16 protein-coding genes are annotated in these 16,545 nt (G+C 68.2%); 13 read left to right on the forward strand and 3 right to left on the reverse strand.

What is annotated here, in order from left to right:
* The first annotated feature begins 37 nt into the window (after positions 1–37).
* From AB7M35_RS17495 to AB7M35_RS17510, 4 genes are all read left to right on the forward strand, one after another.
* Positions 38–535: an Lrp/AsnC family transcriptional regulator gene (locus tag AB7M35_RS17495; RefSeq protein WP_453961662.1), complete on the forward strand. Its 498-nt coding sequence runs from the start codon at positions 38–40 to the stop codon at positions 533–535.
* Between the two features lie 125 nt (positions 536–660).
* On the forward strand, positions 661–2,145 hold the full coding sequence (locus tag AB7M35_RS17500; RefSeq protein WP_453961663.1) for an NAD-dependent succinate-semialdehyde dehydrogenase: 1,485 nt from the start codon (positions 661–663) through the stop codon (positions 2,143–2,145).
* 19 nt (positions 2,146–2,164) lie between these two features.
* Positions 2,165–2,923, forward strand: a complete 759-nt coding sequence (locus AB7M35_RS17505; RefSeq protein ID WP_453961665.1) for an NAD(P)H-dependent oxidoreductase — start codon at positions 2,165–2,167, stop codon at positions 2,921–2,923.
* Complete coding sequence (locus tag AB7M35_RS17510) at positions 2,917–4,287, forward strand: aminotransferase (RefSeq protein WP_453961666.1); 1,371 nt, start codon at positions 2,917–2,919, stop codon at positions 4,285–4,287. Before AB7M35_RS17505 ends, AB7M35_RS17510 begins: the two co-directional genes overlap by 7 nt.
* 141 nt (positions 4,288–4,428) lie before the next feature.
* On the opposite strand, the gene AB7M35_RS17515 is transcribed toward AB7M35_RS17510, so the two are convergent.
* The gene (locus tag AB7M35_RS17515; protein WP_453961667.1) at positions 4,429–4,929 is read right to left on the reverse strand and encodes a MarR family winged helix-turn-helix transcriptional regulator; all 501 of its coding nucleotides are present in this window, start codon (positions 4,927–4,929) and stop codon (positions 4,429–4,431) included.
* 44 nt (positions 4,930–4,973) lie between these two features.
* Between AB7M35_RS17515 and AB7M35_RS17520 the strand changes: the two genes are divergently transcribed.
* Complete coding sequence (locus AB7M35_RS17520) at positions 4,974–6,485, forward strand: FAD-dependent oxidoreductase (RefSeq protein WP_453961669.1); 1,512 nt, start codon at positions 4,974–4,976, stop codon at positions 6,483–6,485.
* Positions 6,478–6,975, forward strand: coding sequence for a DUF4405 domain-containing protein (locus AB7M35_RS17525; RefSeq protein WP_453961670.1), 498 nt, complete (start codon positions 6,478–6,480; stop codon positions 6,973–6,975). The genes AB7M35_RS17520 and AB7M35_RS17525 overlap by 8 nt, the downstream gene beginning before the upstream one ends.
* 34 nt (positions 6,976–7,009) lie before the next feature.
* On the opposite strand, the gene AB7M35_RS17530 is transcribed toward AB7M35_RS17525, so the two are convergent.
* Both AB7M35_RS17530 and AB7M35_RS17535 read right to left on the reverse strand, forming a co-directional pair.
* Entirely contained in the window at positions 7,010–8,227 is a 1,218-nt protein-coding gene (locus tag AB7M35_RS17530; protein ID WP_453961672.1) for an ROK family transcriptional regulator, read from the reverse strand.
* 249 nt (positions 8,228–8,476) lie between these two features.
* Positions 8,477–8,725, reverse strand: a complete 249-nt coding sequence (locus AB7M35_RS17535; protein WP_453961674.1) for a hypothetical protein — start codon at positions 8,723–8,725, stop codon at positions 8,477–8,479.
* Positions 8,726–8,784: 59 nt separating this feature from the next.
* On the opposite strand from AB7M35_RS17535, the gene AB7M35_RS17540 reads away from it, so the two are divergent.
* The 7 genes from AB7M35_RS17540 (at position 8,785) to AB7M35_RS17570 (ending at position 16,542) form a co-directional block, all read left to right on the forward strand.
* Positions 8,785–9,726 (forward strand): carbohydrate kinase family protein, encoded by a 942-nt coding sequence (locus AB7M35_RS17540; protein WP_453961676.1) that lies wholly within the window; start codon positions 8,785–8,787, stop codon positions 9,724–9,726.
* 380 nt (positions 9,727–10,106) lie between these two features.
* Positions 10,107–11,420 (forward strand): ABC transporter substrate-binding protein, encoded by a 1,314-nt coding sequence (locus tag AB7M35_RS17545; protein WP_453961677.1) that lies wholly within the window; start codon positions 10,107–10,109, stop codon positions 11,418–11,420.
* Between the two features lie 104 nt (positions 11,421–11,524).
* Positions 11,525–12,397, forward strand: a complete 873-nt coding sequence (locus AB7M35_RS17550; RefSeq protein WP_453961679.1) for a carbohydrate ABC transporter permease — start codon at positions 11,525–11,527, stop codon at positions 12,395–12,397.
* Positions 12,398–12,415: 18 nt separating this feature from the next.
* Complete coding sequence (locus AB7M35_RS17555; protein ID WP_453961681.1) at positions 12,416–13,246, forward strand: carbohydrate ABC transporter permease; 831 nt, start codon at positions 12,416–12,418, stop codon at positions 13,244–13,246.
* 13 nt (positions 13,247–13,259) lie between these two features.
* Positions 13,260–14,261, forward strand: coding sequence for an ABC transporter ATP-binding protein (locus AB7M35_RS17560; protein WP_453961683.1), 1,002 nt, complete (start codon positions 13,260–13,262; stop codon positions 14,259–14,261).
* Complete coding sequence (locus tag AB7M35_RS17565; protein WP_453961684.1) at positions 14,258–15,031, forward strand: L-iditol 2-dehydrogenase; 774 nt, start codon at positions 14,258–14,260, stop codon at positions 15,029–15,031. Before AB7M35_RS17560 ends, AB7M35_RS17565 begins: the two co-directional genes overlap by 4 nt.
* Before the next feature lie 35 nt (positions 15,032–15,066).
* A complete protein-coding gene (locus tag AB7M35_RS17570; protein ID WP_453961685.1) occupies positions 15,067–16,542 on the forward strand; it encodes a mannitol dehydrogenase family protein in 1,476 nt (491 codons plus the stop codon).
* Positions 16,543–16,545 lie beyond the last annotated feature (3 nt).

Below are 16,545 nucleotides of genomic sequence, written 5' to 3' on the forward strand. Positions count from 1 at the left end.
GATTGACAAGATTTCCTGCCTTCCAGAGCGGTGCCGAATGAGCGCGATCCCCCTCGACGACCGAGACCTGCAGATCCTGTCGATCCTCAGCCGCGAAGGCCGGATCTCCAAGGTGGACCTGGCGCGCCGGGTCAATCTCTCGGCGACGCCGTGCTGGGAGCGCCTGCGCCGGCTGGAGAAATCGGGCTTCATCCGCGGCTACCGGGCCGACGTGGTGCTCGCCAAGGTGGCGCCGCACGTGGTGGTGTTCGTCGTCGCCGAGCTGGAAAACCATCGGGCGGAGAGCTTCCAGTCGTTCGAGCGGGCGGTCGGGCGCTACGACGAGATCGTCTTCTGCTGGGCGATCGGCGGCGGCTTCGACTACCTCCTGCAGATCGTCACCCGCGACATCGACAGCTACCAGCGCCTGGTCGACGCGCTGCTGGCCGCCGAGCTCGGGCTGAAGCGTTATTTCACCTACATCGTCACCAAGGAGGTGAAGGCCGGCCCCGCGCCGCTGGCCGAGCTGCTGGAGGCCCATCGCCAGGCGATCTGACGGCGCGCCGGGCAAACTTCAGACGATTCCTCTGCCAGCGCCGTCCCGAACAGAAATTCCCTCCGCGCCGGTTCGCTACCCTCGGGCTCTCGACTTGACCGGGAACCGCTCCAGGGAGGCGTCCGATGATTGCGACCGACACCATCCGCGACACCGTCATGGGCGACCTCGCCGACCGGGTGCTGGCGCGCAGCTTCTCCTACGTCGACGGCCGCTGGGTCGGCGCCCGCACCGGCGACACGCTGGAGGTGACCAACCCCGCCGACGGCCGCATCGTCGCCGAGGTGGCGCGGCTGTCGGCCGACGACGCGCGCGCCGCCGTCGCCGCCGCCGACAAGTGCTTCCGCGACTGGTCGCATTCGCTGCCCCAGGCGCGCACCCGGCTGCTGCGGCGCTGGTTCGACCTGATCGTCGCCCACCGCGAAGACCTCGCCCGCATCATGACCGTCGAGCAGGGCAAGCCGATCTCCGAGGCGCGCGGCGAGATCGACTACGCCGCCGCGTTCGTGGAGTTCTACGCCGAGGAGGCGAAACGCCCCAACATCGAGGGCGTCACCTCGCATCTGGCCGACGCCGAGGTGGAGCTGTGGCGCGAGCCGGTCGGCGTCGCCGCCCTGGTGACGCCGTGGAACTTTCCCTGCGCGATGATCACCCGCAAGGCCGCCGCGGCGATCGCCGCCGGCTGCACGGTGGTCGTCCATCCCTCCGCCGAAACGCCGCTGTCGGCGCTGGCGCTCGCCGAGCTCGCCGACCGCGCTGGCTTCCCGGCCGGCCTGTTCAACGTGGTGACCGGCCACGCCCCGGAGATCGTTGGCGCCTGGACGGCGGATGCCCGCGTGCGGGCGCTGTCGTTCACCGGCTCCACCGAGATCGGCCGGCTTCTCTACCGCCAGTCGGCCGACACGGTGAAGCGCCTGGTGCTCGAACTCGGCGGCCACGCGCCGTTCATCGTGTTCGCCGATGCCGATCTCGACCTCGCCGTCGACGAGGCCATCAAGGCGAAGTTCGCCACCACCGGCCAGGACTGCCTCGGCGCCAACCGCTTCCTGGTGGAACGGCCGGTCTACGACGCATTCTGCCGGCGCTTCGCCGAGCGCACCGCAGCGCTGACCCTCGGTCCGGGGCTGGACGATCCCGATCTCGGGCCGCTGATGAACGCCCGCGCCGTCGCCAAGCAGGAGGAGCACGTCGCCGACGCCCTGGCGCGCGGCGCGACGCTGCTCGCCGGCGGCAAACGCTCGCCCCTCGGCGATCTCTTTTACGAGCCGACGGTGCTCACCGACGTGCCGCTGGATGCGCGGATCTTCCATGAGGAGACGTTCGGCCCGGTCGCGGCGATCGCGCCGTTCACCGGCGAGGCCGAGGCGATCCGTATCGCCAACGACACCGAGTACGGCCTCGTCGCCTACCTGCACACCCAGGATCCGCGCCGCATCTACCGCGCCAGCCGGGCGCTGCAGTTCGGCATGGTCGCCGTCAACCGCACCAAGGTCACCGGCGCGCCGATCCCGTTCGGCGGGATGAAGCAGTCCGGCATCGGCCGCGAGGGCGCCCGCCACGGCCTCGAGGCCTTCACCGACATCAAGTACGTCTGCCGCAACTGGGCCTGAACCGGGAAGGGAGACCGCCATGAACGTCCTGTTCGTCTACTGCCACCCCGAGCGGAAATCGTACAACGGGGGCCTGGTGGACGTCGGGGTCGAGCTCTTCCAGGGGCGCGGCGACACCGTCGAGGTCTCCGATCTCTACGGCGAAGGCTTCGATCCGGTCGAGAAGCGGGAGAACTATGCCCATCCGCTCGACGCCGAGGTGTTCATGCCGCTTGCCGAACAGCGCAACGCGTTCAAGACGAAGACGCTGCCTGCGGACGTCGAGCGCGAGATCGCCCGGCTGGAACGCGCCGACCTGGTGATCTTCCAGTTCCCGGTCTGGTGGCATTCGGTGCCGGCCATGCTGAAGGGATGGTTCGACCGGGTGTTCGTCAGCGGCGGGCTCTACTCCAGCAGGATGCGCTACGACCAGGGCTATTTCCGCGGCAAGCGGGCGCTTTGCTCGGTGACGTCGGGCGCGCCGGGGGAGAGTTTCGTGGAAGGCGGGCGCGGCGGTTCCCTCGACCAGATCCTCTGGTCGACGAACTATTCGCTTCACTACATGGGCTTCTCCGTGCTCCGCCCCCACGCGAGCTTCGGCATCCAGGGCCACGGCTATTCCTATGCGAGCCCGGACGATTTCCGCCGCCAGCTCGAAGCCTCCAAGACCGACTTCGCCACCCGCCTGGCCGGCCTCGACCGGGAGGCGCCGATGCGCTTCCCCGGCTGGGACGATTGGGACAGCGCGGGCCGGCCGCTTCCGGACACATCTCACGCGAAAAGGGACATGCCATGCTGACCAACGACAAGCTCGCCGAATGGGATCGCGAGACCTTCTTCCACCCCTCGACCCATCTCGCCCAGCACGCGCGCGGCGAAACCCCGACGCGCATCATCACCGGCGGCAAGGGCGTCTACATCGAGGATCGTGACGGCCGGAAGCTGCTCGACGCCTTCGCCGGGCTCTACTGCGTCAACGTCGGCTACGGGCGGCCGGAAATCGCCGAGGCGATCGCCGAGCAGGCGCGCGAGCTCGCCTACTACCACGCCTATGTCGGCCACGGCACGGAAGCCTCCATCACGCTCGCCAAGATGGTGCTCGACCGGGCGCCGTCGCACATGTCGAAGGTCTATTTCGGCCTCTCCGGCTCCGACGCCAACGAGACCAACGTCAAGCTCGTCTGGTACTACAACAACGTGCTTGGCCGGCCGGAGAAGAAGAAGATCATCTCGCGCTGGCGCGGCTATCACGGCTCGGGCCTGATGACCGGCTCGCTCACCGGGCTGGAGCTCTTCCACAAGAAGTTCGACCTGCCGCTCTCCCAGGTGATCCACACCGAGGCGCCGTATTATTTCCGCCGCGCCGACACCTCCATGAGCGAGGCGCAGTTCGTCGCCTACTGCGCGTCCGAGCTGGAGGCGCTGATCGCCCGCGAGGGCGCCGACACCATCGCCGCCTTCATCGGCGAGCCGGCGCTCGGCACCGGCGGGCTGGTGCCGCCGCCGGCCGGCTACTGGGAGGCGATCCAGGCCGTGCTGAACAAGCACGACATCCTGCTGATCGCCGACGAGGTCGTGACCGGCTTCGGGCGTCTGGGCTCGATGTTCGGCTCCGAGCACTACGGCATCAAGCCGGACATCATCACCATCGCCAAGGGCCTCACCTCGGCCTACGCGCCGCTGTCGGGCTCCATCGTCTCCGACAAGGTGTGGAAGGTTCTGGAGAAGGGCACCGACGAGTTCGGCGTGATCGGCCACGGCTGGACCTATTCCGCCCATCCGATCGGGGCGGCGGCCGGCGTCGCCAACCTGAACCTCATCGACGAGCTGGGGCTGGTGAAGAACGCCGGCGAGACCGGCGCCTACCTGAAGAAGGTGCTGACGGAGGCCGTCGGCGACCACGTCCACGTCGGCGAGGTCCGGGGCGAGGGGCTGCTGATCGCGGTCGAGTTCGTGAAGGACCGCGACAGCCGCACCTACTTCGACGCCGCGGAAAAAGTCTCCGCCCGCATCACCCAGGCGCTGCTCGGCGAGAACGTGATCGCCCGCGCCATGCCCCAGGGCGACATCATCGGCTTCGCGCCGCCGCTCTGCCTCAGCCGCGACGAGGCCGACCTGATCGCCGCCAAGCTGAAGACCGCCGTCGACGCCGTCTTCCCCTGAACGACGGCCTCGCCAGCCAGACAAAGCCCCCCGGCCAGGCCCGCGACTGGCCGGGGGGGCGCGTGGCGGCCCGATGGAGCCGGTGGGTGATCTCGGTCGGCGGCTGGCCGGCGCGGTTGAAGCCGTCCCCCTCCGCAGAGGTCAGTCGGGGTCTGCCGGCCCATTCGGCGCGCCCGCGGTCAGGTCATCCGCGAACCTGCGCATGAGGCGTACGAGGTCGTCGATGTCCTGCTGGTCCCAACTGGCGAAGATCGCGCGGCCCATCCGTTCCCGCGCGCCATCGACCAGGTCGGTCATGGCTTTTCCCTTCGGTGTGATGGCCGCCTCGCGAACCCGGCGGTCGGCGGAACTCCCGTGGCGCTCGACCAGCCCGAGGCTTTCCAGCTTCGCGACCTGGCGGCTCACCGTGGTGTAGTCGCGCCCGACGCGATCGGCCATCTCCACCACGCCGATCGGCCCGAACCTCTCGATACCCACCAGCAGCGGAAACAGGGCGCGGTCGAGCGAAATGCCCGCTTCGCGAACCATGCCCTCATCGCGCTGCGGGCGGTTCATGACGCTGACGATGTCGATCAGCGCGCCGTGCAGCTGGCGAATCTGATCGCCAATATGTGTATTTTGCACTTTCTTTCTTGACGCCATTCGTCCCTCCTATTATGTGCATATTACACATATGGAGATGGAAGATGACAGAGCAAATTGCAGCCGACGTGCTGATTTGCGGTGCGGGAGCGGCTGGCCTGACGCTGGCGATCGACCTGGCGCGCCGGGGTGTTTCCTTCCGGCTGATCGAGAAGATGGATCAGCCTTTCCGGGGGTCGCGCGGCAAGGGTATCCAGCCACGCACGCAGGAGGTCTTCGAGGATCTCGGCATTCTCGACCGCATCGTCGCGGCAGGTGGGACCTATCCCAGGCAGCGTGAGTATCTCGACGACGGGCGTTTTACCGATACCGATGTCGTGGAGCACGAAGAGCCGACGCCCGCGGAACCGTATCATCTGCCTCTGATGGTCCCTCAGTTCCTGACCGAAGCGGCGATGCGCGAGCGCTTGCTGGAACTCGGGCATCGGCCGGAATTCGGCTGTGAACTGGTCGGCTTCGAGGAGAATGATGACGGTGTGGTCGCGCAGGTGGCCGGCAAGGGCAGCGAGGAGGCCATCCGCGTGCGGTGGCTCGTTGGCGCCGATGGCGGGCGCAGCTTCGTCCGCCACGTGCTCGATATCGGCTTTCCGGGCAAGACGCTCGGCGTCCGCGCCATCGTTGCCGATGCAACGCTGACCGGCCTCGGTCGGGACGTCTGGCATCGTTTCGCCGAAGGCGAGATGGACCGGCAGATCTCATTTTGCCCGCTTGCCGGAACGGACATGTTCCAGATTCAGGGGGCGGTCCCGCTCGAAGGCGATGTCGACCTCTCCGCTGAGGGACTGACCGCGCTGGTGGCGGAGCGCACCGGACGCGACGACATCCGCATCCAGTCTGTGTCCTGGGCGTCCGCCTTCGCCATGAATGCCCGGCTTGCCGAACGCTATCGTGTCGGACGCGTGTTCCTCGTGGGCGATGCCGCGCACACGCATCCGCCGACCGGGGGGCAGGGCCTCAACACCAGCGTGCAGGACGCATACAATCTGGGCTGGAAGCTGGCGGCTGTCTCCACCGGTGCCCCCGACGCGTTGCTCGACAGCTACGAGGAAGAGCGCCGTCCCGTCGCCGCCGCCATGCTCGGTCTCGCCACCAGGCTGCTCGATGCTCATAAGCGTGGCGAGATGCGGCGCGGTCGCGAAGTGCATCAGCTCGATGTCGGTTATCCAGAGTCCTCGCTTGCGCTGGAAAAGCCCGCGCAACAGGGACTGCTCGCGGGCGACCGTGCTCCCGACGCACCGGTCCTCGGCGCCGCCGGTCAGCCCACACGGCTGTTCGAGCTCTTCAGAGGTCCCCATTGGACCCTCATCGGCTTCGACGTGGATCGCGCAAGCGTGTCGCCGAGACCGGGATTGCACATCCACACGTTCGGCCGGCGCGGCGACATCATCGACGCTGATGAACACTTCGGTGCGGCCTACGCCTTGCCGCCGGGCAACTGGGTGCTGGTGCGGCCTGACGGCTATGTCGGGGCCATCGTCTCGTCAGACCATGTCGATGAGCTCGACCGCTATCTCGAAGGTGTCGGCCTTGGCGCGGAGCACGCGGACCATGGCTAGATCTCTCTCCCTGCGGACCTGGTCGACACCGCTGACGATCGGCGCCTTCATCCTGATGGCCGTCACCGGCGTCCTCATGTTCTTCGAATGGAACCCCGGCCTCGTCACCGTGGTCCATCAATGGTTCTCATGGATTTTCCTGCTCGGGACCGGTGGGCACATCGCCGCCAACTTTCGCCCGTTCAGGAAGCATCTCGGCTCAACCTGGGGCAGATCCAGTGTGACGGTGTGCGCGCTCGTCTTGGTCGGATCCGTCTTCTCATGGGGGCTGATCACAGGACCTCAGCTCGAACGGCCCATCGAGGAAGCTCTGGTCGATGCCCCGCTGGTCGCATTGGCGGGCACGATCCGTACCGATCCCGACGCCCTCCTGGGGCGACTGAAGGCCCGCGGCATTCCCGCGACCAGTCAGCAATCCATTCGCGAACTGTCGATCGCGCACGGTGTGGGCGAAAATGAGCTTCTCGGCATGGTTTTCCTGCCGGAATGAGGCGGCAGCGAATGGCGTGCGGGATCAGGCGCTCTTAGCCCAGCCGGTCCCGCAGCGCCCCGCCGTCCTTTCGGGAGTCCGAAACCCGGACCAGCAGCCCCGGGTCGGGGGAGAAGCGGCCGTGCAGCGGCAGCACCGCCGCGCCGAGCACGCGGGCCATCGGCCCGATGGAGCCGGTGGTGATCTCGGTCGGCGCCAGGCCGGCGCGGTTGAAGCCGTCCAGCGCCGCGGTCAGCCGGTCGACCATCGCGTCGCGCCACGGCGGCGGCAGCAGCCCGTCGATCACCACCCGCTGGAAGTCGATGATGCTCAGCGCCGAGACCACGCCGCGCGACAGGTCCGGGATCGCCGCGTCGGCCCAGGCCTCGAAGACGGCGCGGGCGCCCTCGGTCGCGTCCTGGGTCAGCGCCAGCGACGGCTCGATGCCCGCCGCGCTCAGTGCCCGCTCCAGCTTGATGACGGAGGCGCTGTGGATGAGCTGTTCCGGCGGCGCGCCGCCGCCCGAGGGGCCGACCGGCATGGAGCCGACGGCGCCGGCGTTGAGCTGGGCGCCCGGATAGAGCTTGCCGTCGATCACCACGCCGCCGCCGATGAAGGTGCCGAGATAGATGTAGAGCGCGCTTGGCCGGTCGATCGCCCGCCCGCAGATCATTTCGGCGGCGCAGGCGGCGGTGGCGTCGTTGTGCAGCGAGGTTTCGAGCCCGGTGGCCTCTGCGAGCGCGCCGGCCACGTCCGCGCCGCGCCAGCCGTCGAGCGCGCCGGGGGCGAGGCCCAGCTCCTTCGACCAGGCGTAGATCTCGCCGGGCATGGCGATGCCGAGCCCGACCACCCGGGCGCGCACCGACGCCGGCGCCCGCTCCATCAGGCGCCTCGCCTGGGAGATCGCCGAGGAGATCGTGCGCTCGGGCAGGGGGGCGTCGTAGCTTTCGCTGCTGGAGCCGATCACCTCGCCGAGCAGGTTGACGAGGATCGCCTCGGTGCTGCGGCGGCCGATCTTCACGCCGAGCGAGAACGCACCCTGCGGGTTCGGCGCGATCGGGGTCGAGGGCTGGCCGACCTGGCCACGCACCTTGTCCCGCTTCACCAGCAGGCCTTCGGTCAGCAGCTTGTTGACGATGACGGAGGCGGCCTGGCCGCTGAGGCCGGTCTCGCGCGCGATCTCGGCCTTGGAGAGCGCGCCGGCGCGCAGCAGCGCATCCATGATGAGCCGCTCGTTGTAGGCACGAAGGCCGCTGGTGTCCCCACCCCGCATGCGCGTTTGCCCCTGGACCGCGTTGCCATCCGACGTTGCGTTCGGACGGCGAAAGAGCGAGCCTGTTCTCTCCTCGGCGCCTTGTCGTCTCATCGAAAGGGTCGACGACCGTATGCACCACCGGTTCCGGCACCGCAACCTGGGCCGCCGCCGCGGGGCGGCGCCGGTCGAGGCAGTCAGGGGCCGGCCCCGCGGGAACCGTTTGGCGAAGTCTAGCGGAAAGGGAGTTATAAAACCAATCTGATTTAATTATTGACGATCGGTCCGGGCTGTGGCTGGCTTCGCGCTCGTGCGCAGCGGCGCGCGGGCGGCAGCGCTGTCGAAGCGCAGGTTGACGCGCACGGTTCGCGCAAGTTGCGCGCACGGATCGCGCAGCCGGTGCGCACCGCGGGGCGCGCCATCCGCGCCGCGCGTCGCGCGCGGATTCGCGCAGGAACGCGCAAAATCGCGCAAAATCGCGCAGCGAAAAACGCGCAGAATCGCGCGCAGGAACGACACCGAACGCGCGCACCAGACGCGCGCCAACGACATAAGAAGAGAGAGTGCACGTGGGAGGAATGTTCGTCGTCTGCGGCGAGGCGCTGTGGGATCTGTTCGCGCGGGAGGGCGGGGCCAGCCTCTCCTTCGACGCGCGCGTCGGCGGTTCGCCCTTCAACGTGGCCGTCGGCCTGGCCCGGCTCGACCAGCCCGCTGGGCTGCTGACCGGCCTCTCCACCGACCGGCTCGGCGAGCGGCTTTTCCGGGCGCTCGAGGCCGAGGGCGTCGACACCTCCTTCCTGGTTCGGGTGGGGCGGCCGACCACCCTCAGCCTGGTCGACCTCGGCCCGGACGGGTCGCCGGCCTATGCCTTCTACGGCGATCACGCCGCCGACCGGACCATCGCCCCGGCCGATCTTCCGGCGCTCGGCGACGACGTCTGGGGCCTGCACGTCGGCTCCTTCTCGCTGGTCGCCGAGCCCGTCGGCTCTAGCTTTCTTGAGCTCGTGGGCGGCGCGGCGGGCCGGCGGCTGGTCACGCTCGACCCCAACGTGCGCCTGACGGCGGAGCCGGATCTCGACCTGTGGCGGGAGCGGATTGCCGCCTTCGTCCGCCTCGCCGACCTCGTCAAGGTCAGCCAGGAAGACCTCGATCTTCTCTATCCCGGCCGCGCCGCCGAGGCGGTCGCCGGCGACTGGCGGGCGGCGGGCGCCGCCCTCGTCATCGTCACCCGCGGCCGCGAGGGCGCCGACGCCTACGGCCCGTTCGGCCGCGTCTCCGAGCCCGGCCGCCCCGTCGCCGTGGCCGACACCGTCGGCGCCGGCGACAGCTTCATGGCCGCCGCGATCGCCCGCCTCGCCGAGACCGGCACCCGCTCGCGCGCGGCGCTTTCGGCCCTCGGCTCGGACGAGGTCCGCGCGCTCCTCGGCTTCGCCTCGGACGCGGCGGCGATCACCTGCGGCCGCCGTGGCGCCGACCTCCCGCGCCGGCCCGAGCTCAGCCCCCTCGGCGCCGTCACCTGATGCTCCGCGAGGCCGGGGATTACTTCAGGCCGGAGGCTTCCGGAGCGAGGGGGCGGGGATAAAGGCAGCGGGGTTCCCCGGCTGGTCGGGGGTGCTCAGGCGGCAAAGTTATTCCCGTTCGGCGGCGCTTCGGCCGGCGCGTGGCCGGGCGGAGAGGGGAGAGCTGCGCCTAATTGAAAAATCAAAGTGATTTAATTATTGACAGCCCTCGGGGCGGATGATGTAGTTTTCGGACGCATCGGTTTCGAACCGGAGTTGAACGGCCGACCGCGCTGGCGGGGCCGTGTTGCGCTCAGGACGAAGCGCCGGCATCCTTGGGTTGTCCGGCCGAGAACAACAGCGTGGCGCCCATGACAGCCGCGCGGCATTGGGAGGAAAGCATGAGCTATCCAGCATGGCTGGTCGGCGCCGCATCCGTGTTGGCCCTGACCGCGGCAGCGAACGCCGAGACGATCACGATCGCCACCGTGAACAACGGCGACATGATCCGGATGCAGAAGCTGACCGACGACTTCACCAAGGATCATCCCGACATCGACCTGGAGTGGGTGACGCTCGAGGAGAACACCCTGCGCCAGCGGGTGACCCAGGACATCGCCACCAAGGGCGGCCAGTTCGACGTCATCACCATCGGCAACTACGAGGTGCCGATCTGGGCCAAGCAGGACTGGCTGACGGCGCTGAAGGACATGCCGGAAGGCTATGACGCCCCGGACATCCTGCCGGCGATCGCGGGCGGCCTGTCGGTCGACGGCACGCTCTACGCCGCGCCGTTCTACGGCGAGTCGGCGATGGTGATGTACCGCACCGATCTCGCCGAGAAGGCCGGCGTGACCATTTCGGACCAGCCGACCTGGACCGACATCATGGCGGCCGCCAAGGCGATGACCGACAAGGACAACGAGATCTACGGCATCTGCCTGCGCGGCAAGGCCGGCTGGGGCGAGAACATGGCCTTCATCACGGCCATGTCGAACTCCTACGGCGCGCGCTGGTTCGACATGGACTGGAAGCCGCAGTTCGACAGCCCGGAATGGAAGGCGGCGCTCACCGACTATCTGGACATGATGAACAATTACGGGCCTCCGGGCGCGTCCTCCAACGGCTTCAACGAGAACTTGGCGCTGTTCCAGCAGGGCAAGTGCGGCATGTGGATCGACGCCACGGTCGCCGCCTCCTTCGTCACCGACAAGGACGACTCCACCGTCGCCGACAAGGTCGGCTTCGCGCAGTTCCCGAACAAGGACGGCGTCGACAACCACGGCAACTGGCTGTGGTCGTGGAACCTCGCCATCCCGACCTCGACGGACTCCCCGGAAGCGGCGAAGGAGTTCGTGGCCTGGGCCACCTCCAAGCACTACACCGACCTGGTCGCCGCGAAGGAAGGCTGGGCCGCGGCGCCTCCCGGCACGCGCACCTCGCTCTACGAGAACCCCAAGTACCAGGAAGCCGCGCCGTTCGCGAAGATGACGCTGGAATCCATCAACGCCGTCGACACCCAGAAGCCGTCGGTGCAGGAGATTCCGTACACGGGCGCCCAGTTCGTCGCGATCCCCGAGTTCCAGGGCATCGGAACCGCCGTGGGCCAGATGTTCTCCGCCGCGCTGGCGGGCCAGATGAACGCCGACCAGGCGCTCCAGAACGCCCAGAACGTGACCAGTCGCGAGATGATGAAGGCCGGCTACCCGAAATAGGGTAGGTCTTCCTCCCACCGGGCGCTCTCTCCGCGGGGGCGCCCGGACCCCTTTTCCCCATTCCGCGCGCAGGCCGCTCGCCTGCCCAAGCTGGAGTGTCGGCCATGGCAACGGCTCATTCGCGTTCCGCCGCGCGGTTGATGATTTCGCCGGCCGTGCTCCTGCTTCTCGGATGGATGGCGATCCCGCTGTCCATGACGATCTACTTCTCGTTCCAGCGCTACAACCTGCTGATGCCGGGCACGAACGCGTGGATCGGCTTCCTCAACTACCGCTACTTCCTCACTGATCCGGCCTTCTTCGGCGCCCTGACGAACACGCTGCTGCTCGTCGGTGGCGTGCTGGCGATCACCATCGTCGGCGGCATCCTGCTGGCGATCCTGCTCGACCAGCCGATGTGGGGGCAGGGGATCGTCCGGATCCTGGTGATTGCGCCGTTCTTCGTCATGCCGACCGTTTCGGCGCTGGTCTGGAAGAACATGTTCATGAACCCCGTCAACGGGCTGTTCGCGAACATCGCCAAGGCGCTCGGCCTGCAGCCGTTCGATTTCCTCGCGGAGGCGCCGCTCGCCTCGATCATCCTGATCGTCGCCTGGCAGTGGCTGCCGTTCGCGACCCTGATTCTGCTGACGGCGCTGCAGTCCCTCGACAGCGAACAGCTGGAGGCGGCGGAGATGGACGGCGCGAGCCCGGTCAGCCGCTTCTTCCACATCATGCTGCCGCACCTCGCCCGGGCGATCACCGTGGTGGTGCTGATCCAGACGATCTTCCTGCTGTCGATCTTCGCGGAAATCCTGGTGACCACCAACGGCGGCCCGGGCTACGCGACCACCAACATCACCTATCTCGTCTACGCCCAGTCGCTCCTTCAGTTCGACGTGGGCGGCGGGTCGGCCGGCGGCGTCGTGGCCGTCATCCTCGCCAACATCGTCGCGATCTTCCTGATGCGGATGATCGGCAAGAACCTCGACATCTAGAGGCAGGGGAGAACGACCATGGCCAGGACCGTCTCGTCGCGCCGCAAGCTGGGGGTGACGATCGTCGCGTGGGCGATCGGCTTCCTGATCTTCTTCCCCGTTCTCTGGACGGTGCTGACCAGCTTCAAGACCGAGGCGGAGGCGATCGCGTCGCCGCCGTCGTTCCTGTTCTTCAACTGGACACTGGAGAACTACGCCGAGGTTCAGCAGCGCTCCGACTATTTCCGCCACTTCTGGAATTCGGTGGTGATCTCGCTCGGCTCGACGGTGCTCGGGCTGGCCATCGCGATCCCGGCCGCCTGGTCGATGGCCTTCGTGCCGGGCCGGCGGACCAAGGACGTGCTGATGTGGATGCTGTCCACCAAGATGCTGCCGCCGGTGGGCGTGCTGATCCCGATCTACCTGATCTTCCGCGACCTCGGGCTTCTCGACACCGTCTTCGGCCTGGTGATCGTGCTGATGCTGATCAACCTGCCGATCATCATCTGGATGCTGTTCACCTATTTCCGCGAGATCCCCGGCGAGATCCTGGAGGCGGCGCGCATGGACGGCGCCGGCCTCAAGGCCGAGATCATTCACGTGCTGACGCCGATGGCGGTGCCGGGCATCGCCTCGACGCTGCTGCTCAACATCATCCTCGCCTGGAACGAGGCGTTCTGGACGCTGAACCTGACGGCGGCCAAGGCCGCGCCGCTGACCGCCTTCATCGCCAGCTACTCCAGTCCGGAGGGGCTCTTCTACGCCAAGCTCTCCGCCGCCTCGACCATGGCCATCGCGCCGATCCTGATCCTCGGCTGGTTCAGCCAGAAGCAGCTCGTGCGCGGCCTGACCTTCGGCGCCGTCAAATAAGGGACCTCGAACAATGGGGCACATCTCGCTCAGGCAGATCACCAAGAGCTTCGGCGAGACCGAGGTCATCCGGCCGCTGGATCTGGAGATCGAGGACGGGGAGTTCATCGTCTTCGTCGGGCCGTCCGGCTGCGGCAAGTCCACCCTGCTGCGTCTGATCGCCGGGCTCGAGGACGTCACCTCCGGCACCATCGAGATCGACGGCCGCAACGCGACCGAGGTGCCGCCGGCCAAGCGCGGACTGGCGATGGTGTTCCAGTCCTACGCGCTCTATCCGCACATGAGCGTGCGCAAGAACATCGCGTTTCCGCTGAAGATGGCCGGCATCGAGAAAGCGGAGATCGACCGCAAGGTCGAGGACGCCGCGCGGATCCTCAACCTCACCGACTACCTCCACCGCCGGCCGGGGCAGCTTTCGGGCGGCCAGCGCCAGCGCGTCGCCATCGGCCGCGCCATCGTGCGCGAACCCGCCGCGTTCCTGTTCGACGAGCCGCTGTCGAACCTCGACGCGGCGCTGCGGGTCAACATGCGCCTGGAGATCTCCGAGCTGCACAACAGCCTTGAGACGACGATGATCTACGTCACCCACGACCAGATCGAGGCGATGACCATGGCCGACCGGATCGTCGTCCTGCACGCCGGCCGGATCGAGCAGGTGGGCACGCCGCTGGAGCTCTACTCCTCGCCGCGCAACGTCTTCGTCGCGGGCTTCATCGGTTCGCCGAAGATGAACTTCATCGAGGGGCCGGAAGCGGCCAGGCACGATGCCCACACGCTCGGCATCCGTCCCGAGCACATGGCGCTGTCCACCACCGACGGCGCCTGGAAGGGCAGGGTGAGCGTATCCGAACATCTCGGCTCCGACACCTTCCTCCATGTGCAGACGGAGAGCGTCGGCACCCTGACGGCCCGGGCCGACGGCGAGTTTCCCGTCCGGCATGGCGACACGGTCTGGCTGACCCCCCAGGAGGACAAGCTGCACCGGTTCGACGCGAAGGGGCTGACGCTCGCATGAGACGGCTGGACGGAAAGTCCGCGATGATCACCGGGGCGGCGCGCGGCATCGGCCGGGCGTTCGCCGAGGCCTACGTGCGCGAGGGAGCGACCGTCGCCATCGCCGACATCGACCTGGACCGGGCGCGTGCGACGGCGCGCGAGATCGGCGAGGCCGCCTACGCCGTTTCCCTCGACGTGACCGACCAGGGCTCCATCGATGCGGCGGTCGCGGCCGTCGTCGCCCATGCCGGCCGCATCGACATCCTCATCAACAACGCGGCGCTGTTCGATCTCGCGCCGATCGTCGAGATCACCCGTGAGAGCTTCGACCGCCTGTTCGCCATCAACGTTGCCGGCACGCTCTTCACCCTGCAGGCGGTGGCGCGGCAGATGATCGAGCAGGGCGAGGGCGGGCGCATCATCAACATGGCGAGCCAGGCCGGCCGGCGCGGCGAGGCCCTCGTCGGGGTCTACTGCGCCACCAAGGCGGCGGTGATCAGCCTGACCCAGTCGGCCGGCCTCGACCTCATCCGGCACGGCATCAACGTCAACGCGATTGCCCCTGGCGTCGTCGACGGCGAGCACTGGGACGGCGTCGATGCGCACTTCGCCAGATACGAGAACCGGCCCCTCGGCGAGAAGAAGCGGCTCGTCGGCGAGGCGGTGCCGTACGGACGCATGGGCCGCGCCGAAGACCTGACCGGCATGGCGGTCTTCCTCGCCTCCGCCGAGGCGGACTATATCGTCGCCCAGACCTACAACGTCGATGGCGGCAACTGGATGAGCTGAGGCACGCGCGTGCCCGGCGACCACAAGGACCGAAGATGACCACACGGCTTTCCGCCGCAGCACTTCCCTCGCTCGCCGGGGCGGTCGCCGTTCCGGCCTATGACCGGGCGGCGCTTTCCGCCGGAATCGTGCATTTCGGCGTCGGTAACTTCCATCGGGCGCACCAGGCGGTCTATCTCGACGCGCTGTTCGCCACCGGCCGCGACCATGACTGGGCCATCTGCGGCGCCGGCGTGATGCCGGGCGACGCGGCGATGCGCGGGGCGCTGGAGGGGCAGGACTGGCTCACCACGGTGGTGGAGCAGTCCGCGGAGACGAGCAGCGCCCGCGTGACCGGCCCGATGATCGACATGCTGCCCGTCGGCGACGCCGAGGCGATCGTCGCGAAGCTCGCCGATCCGGCGATCCGCATCGTGTCGCTGACCGTCACCGAAGGCGGCTACTTCGTCGATGCCGCCGGCCGCTTCGATCCGGTCCATCCCGCCATCGTTGCCGACGGGGCCGCCCCGGACGCGCCGAAGACGGTGTTCGGGCTGATCGCCGCCGGCCTGAAGCGCCGCAAGGCGGCTGGCCTTGCGCCCTTCACCGTCATGTCCTGCGACAACATCCCCCACAACGGCATCGTCGCCCGCAACGCGGTGGCGGGCGTGGCGCGGCTGTCGGATCCCGCCTTCGCCGACTGGATCGCGGCGACCGTCGCCTTCCCCAACGGGATGGTCGACCGCATCACCCCGGCCACCGGCGAGCGCGAGCGCGAGATGCTGGCGCGCGACTTCGGCATCGACGATGCCTGGCCCGTCTTCTGCGAGGACTTCTCCCAATGGGTGCTGGAGGACCGGTTTCCGGCCGGCCGGCCCGCGCTCGAGGACGTCGGGGTCCAGTTCGTGCCGGACGTGACCCCGTTCGAGATCATGAAGATCCGCATCCTCAATGGCGGCCACGCGGTGATCGCCTACCCGGCGGGTCTCCTCGACATCCATTTCGTGCACGAGGCGATGGAGCATCCGCTGGTCGCGGCCTTTCTGGAGACGATCGAGCGCGACGAGATCATGCCCGTCGTGCCGCCGGTGCCGGACACCGATCTCGACTGGTATTTCGGCGAGATCAAGCGGCGCTTCGCCAATCCGAAGATCGGCGACACCGTGCGCCGGCTCTGCCTCGACGGCTCCAACCGGCAGCCGAAGTTCATCGTCCCCACCATCGCCGACCGCCTGAAGGCGGGTGGGACCGTGACCGGGCTCGCGCTGGAATCGGCGCTCTGGTGCCGCTACTGCTTTGGCGAGACCGAAAGCGGCGCCGTGATCGAGCCCAACGACCCGAACTGGGACCGGCTGGTGGCGCTCGCCCGCCTCGCGAAGACCGATCCCGACGCGTGGCTCGCCATGGAGGACGTCTACGGCGAGGTCGGCCGGGCGGAGCCGTTCCGCAAGGCCTTCGCCCATGCGCTCGGCGCGCTCTGGGCGGACGGGACGGAAGCGGTCCTCACGCGCTATATCGACGGACGCCTCTAGATC

The sequence above is a fragment of the Amorphus suaedae genome (assembly GCF_053629675.1).

Coding starts and splice junctions, on each gene's coding strand:
- AB7M35_RS17495 (WP_453961662.1), top strand. CDS start 38: ATGAGCGCGATCCCCCTCGACGACCGAGACCTGCAGATCCTGTCGATC.
- AB7M35_RS17500 (WP_453961663.1), top strand. CDS start 661: ATGATTGCGACCGACACCATCCGCGACACCGTCATGGGCGACCTCGCC.
- AB7M35_RS17505 (WP_453961665.1), top strand. CDS start 2,165: ATGAACGTCCTGTTCGTCTACTGCCACCCCGAGCGGAAATCGTACAAC.
- AB7M35_RS17510 (WP_453961666.1), top strand. CDS start 2,917: ATGCTGACCAACGACAAGCTCGCCGAATGGGATCGCGAGACCTTCTTC.
- AB7M35_RS17515 (WP_453961667.1), bottom strand. CDS start 4,929: ATGGCGTCAAGAAAGAAAGTGCAAAATACACATATTGGCGATCAGATT.
- AB7M35_RS17520 (WP_453961669.1), top strand. CDS start 4,974: ATGACAGAGCAAATTGCAGCCGACGTGCTGATTTGCGGTGCGGGAGCG.
- AB7M35_RS17525 (WP_453961670.1), top strand. CDS start 6,478: ATGGCTAGATCTCTCTCCCTGCGGACCTGGTCGACACCGCTGACGATC.
- AB7M35_RS17530 (WP_453961672.1), bottom strand. CDS start 8,227: ATGCGGGGTGGGGACACCAGCGGCCTTCGTGCCTACAACGAGCGGCTC.
- AB7M35_RS17540 (WP_453961676.1), top strand. CDS start 8,785: ATGTTCGTCGTCTGCGGCGAGGCGCTGTGGGATCTGTTCGCGCGGGAG.
- AB7M35_RS17545 (WP_453961677.1), top strand. CDS start 10,107: ATGAGCTATCCAGCATGGCTGGTCGGCGCCGCATCCGTGTTGGCCCTG.
- AB7M35_RS17550 (WP_453961679.1), top strand. CDS start 11,525: ATGGCAACGGCTCATTCGCGTTCCGCCGCGCGGTTGATGATTTCGCCG.
- AB7M35_RS17555 (WP_453961681.1), top strand. CDS start 12,416: ATGGCCAGGACCGTCTCGTCGCGCCGCAAGCTGGGGGTGACGATCGTC.
- AB7M35_RS17560 (WP_453961683.1), top strand. CDS start 13,260: ATGGGGCACATCTCGCTCAGGCAGATCACCAAGAGCTTCGGCGAGACC.
- AB7M35_RS17565 (WP_453961684.1), top strand. CDS start 14,258: ATGAGACGGCTGGACGGAAAGTCCGCGATGATCACCGGGGCGGCGCGC.
- AB7M35_RS17570 (WP_453961685.1), top strand. CDS start 15,067: ATGACCACACGGCTTTCCGCCGCAGCACTTCCCTCGCTCGCCGGGGCG.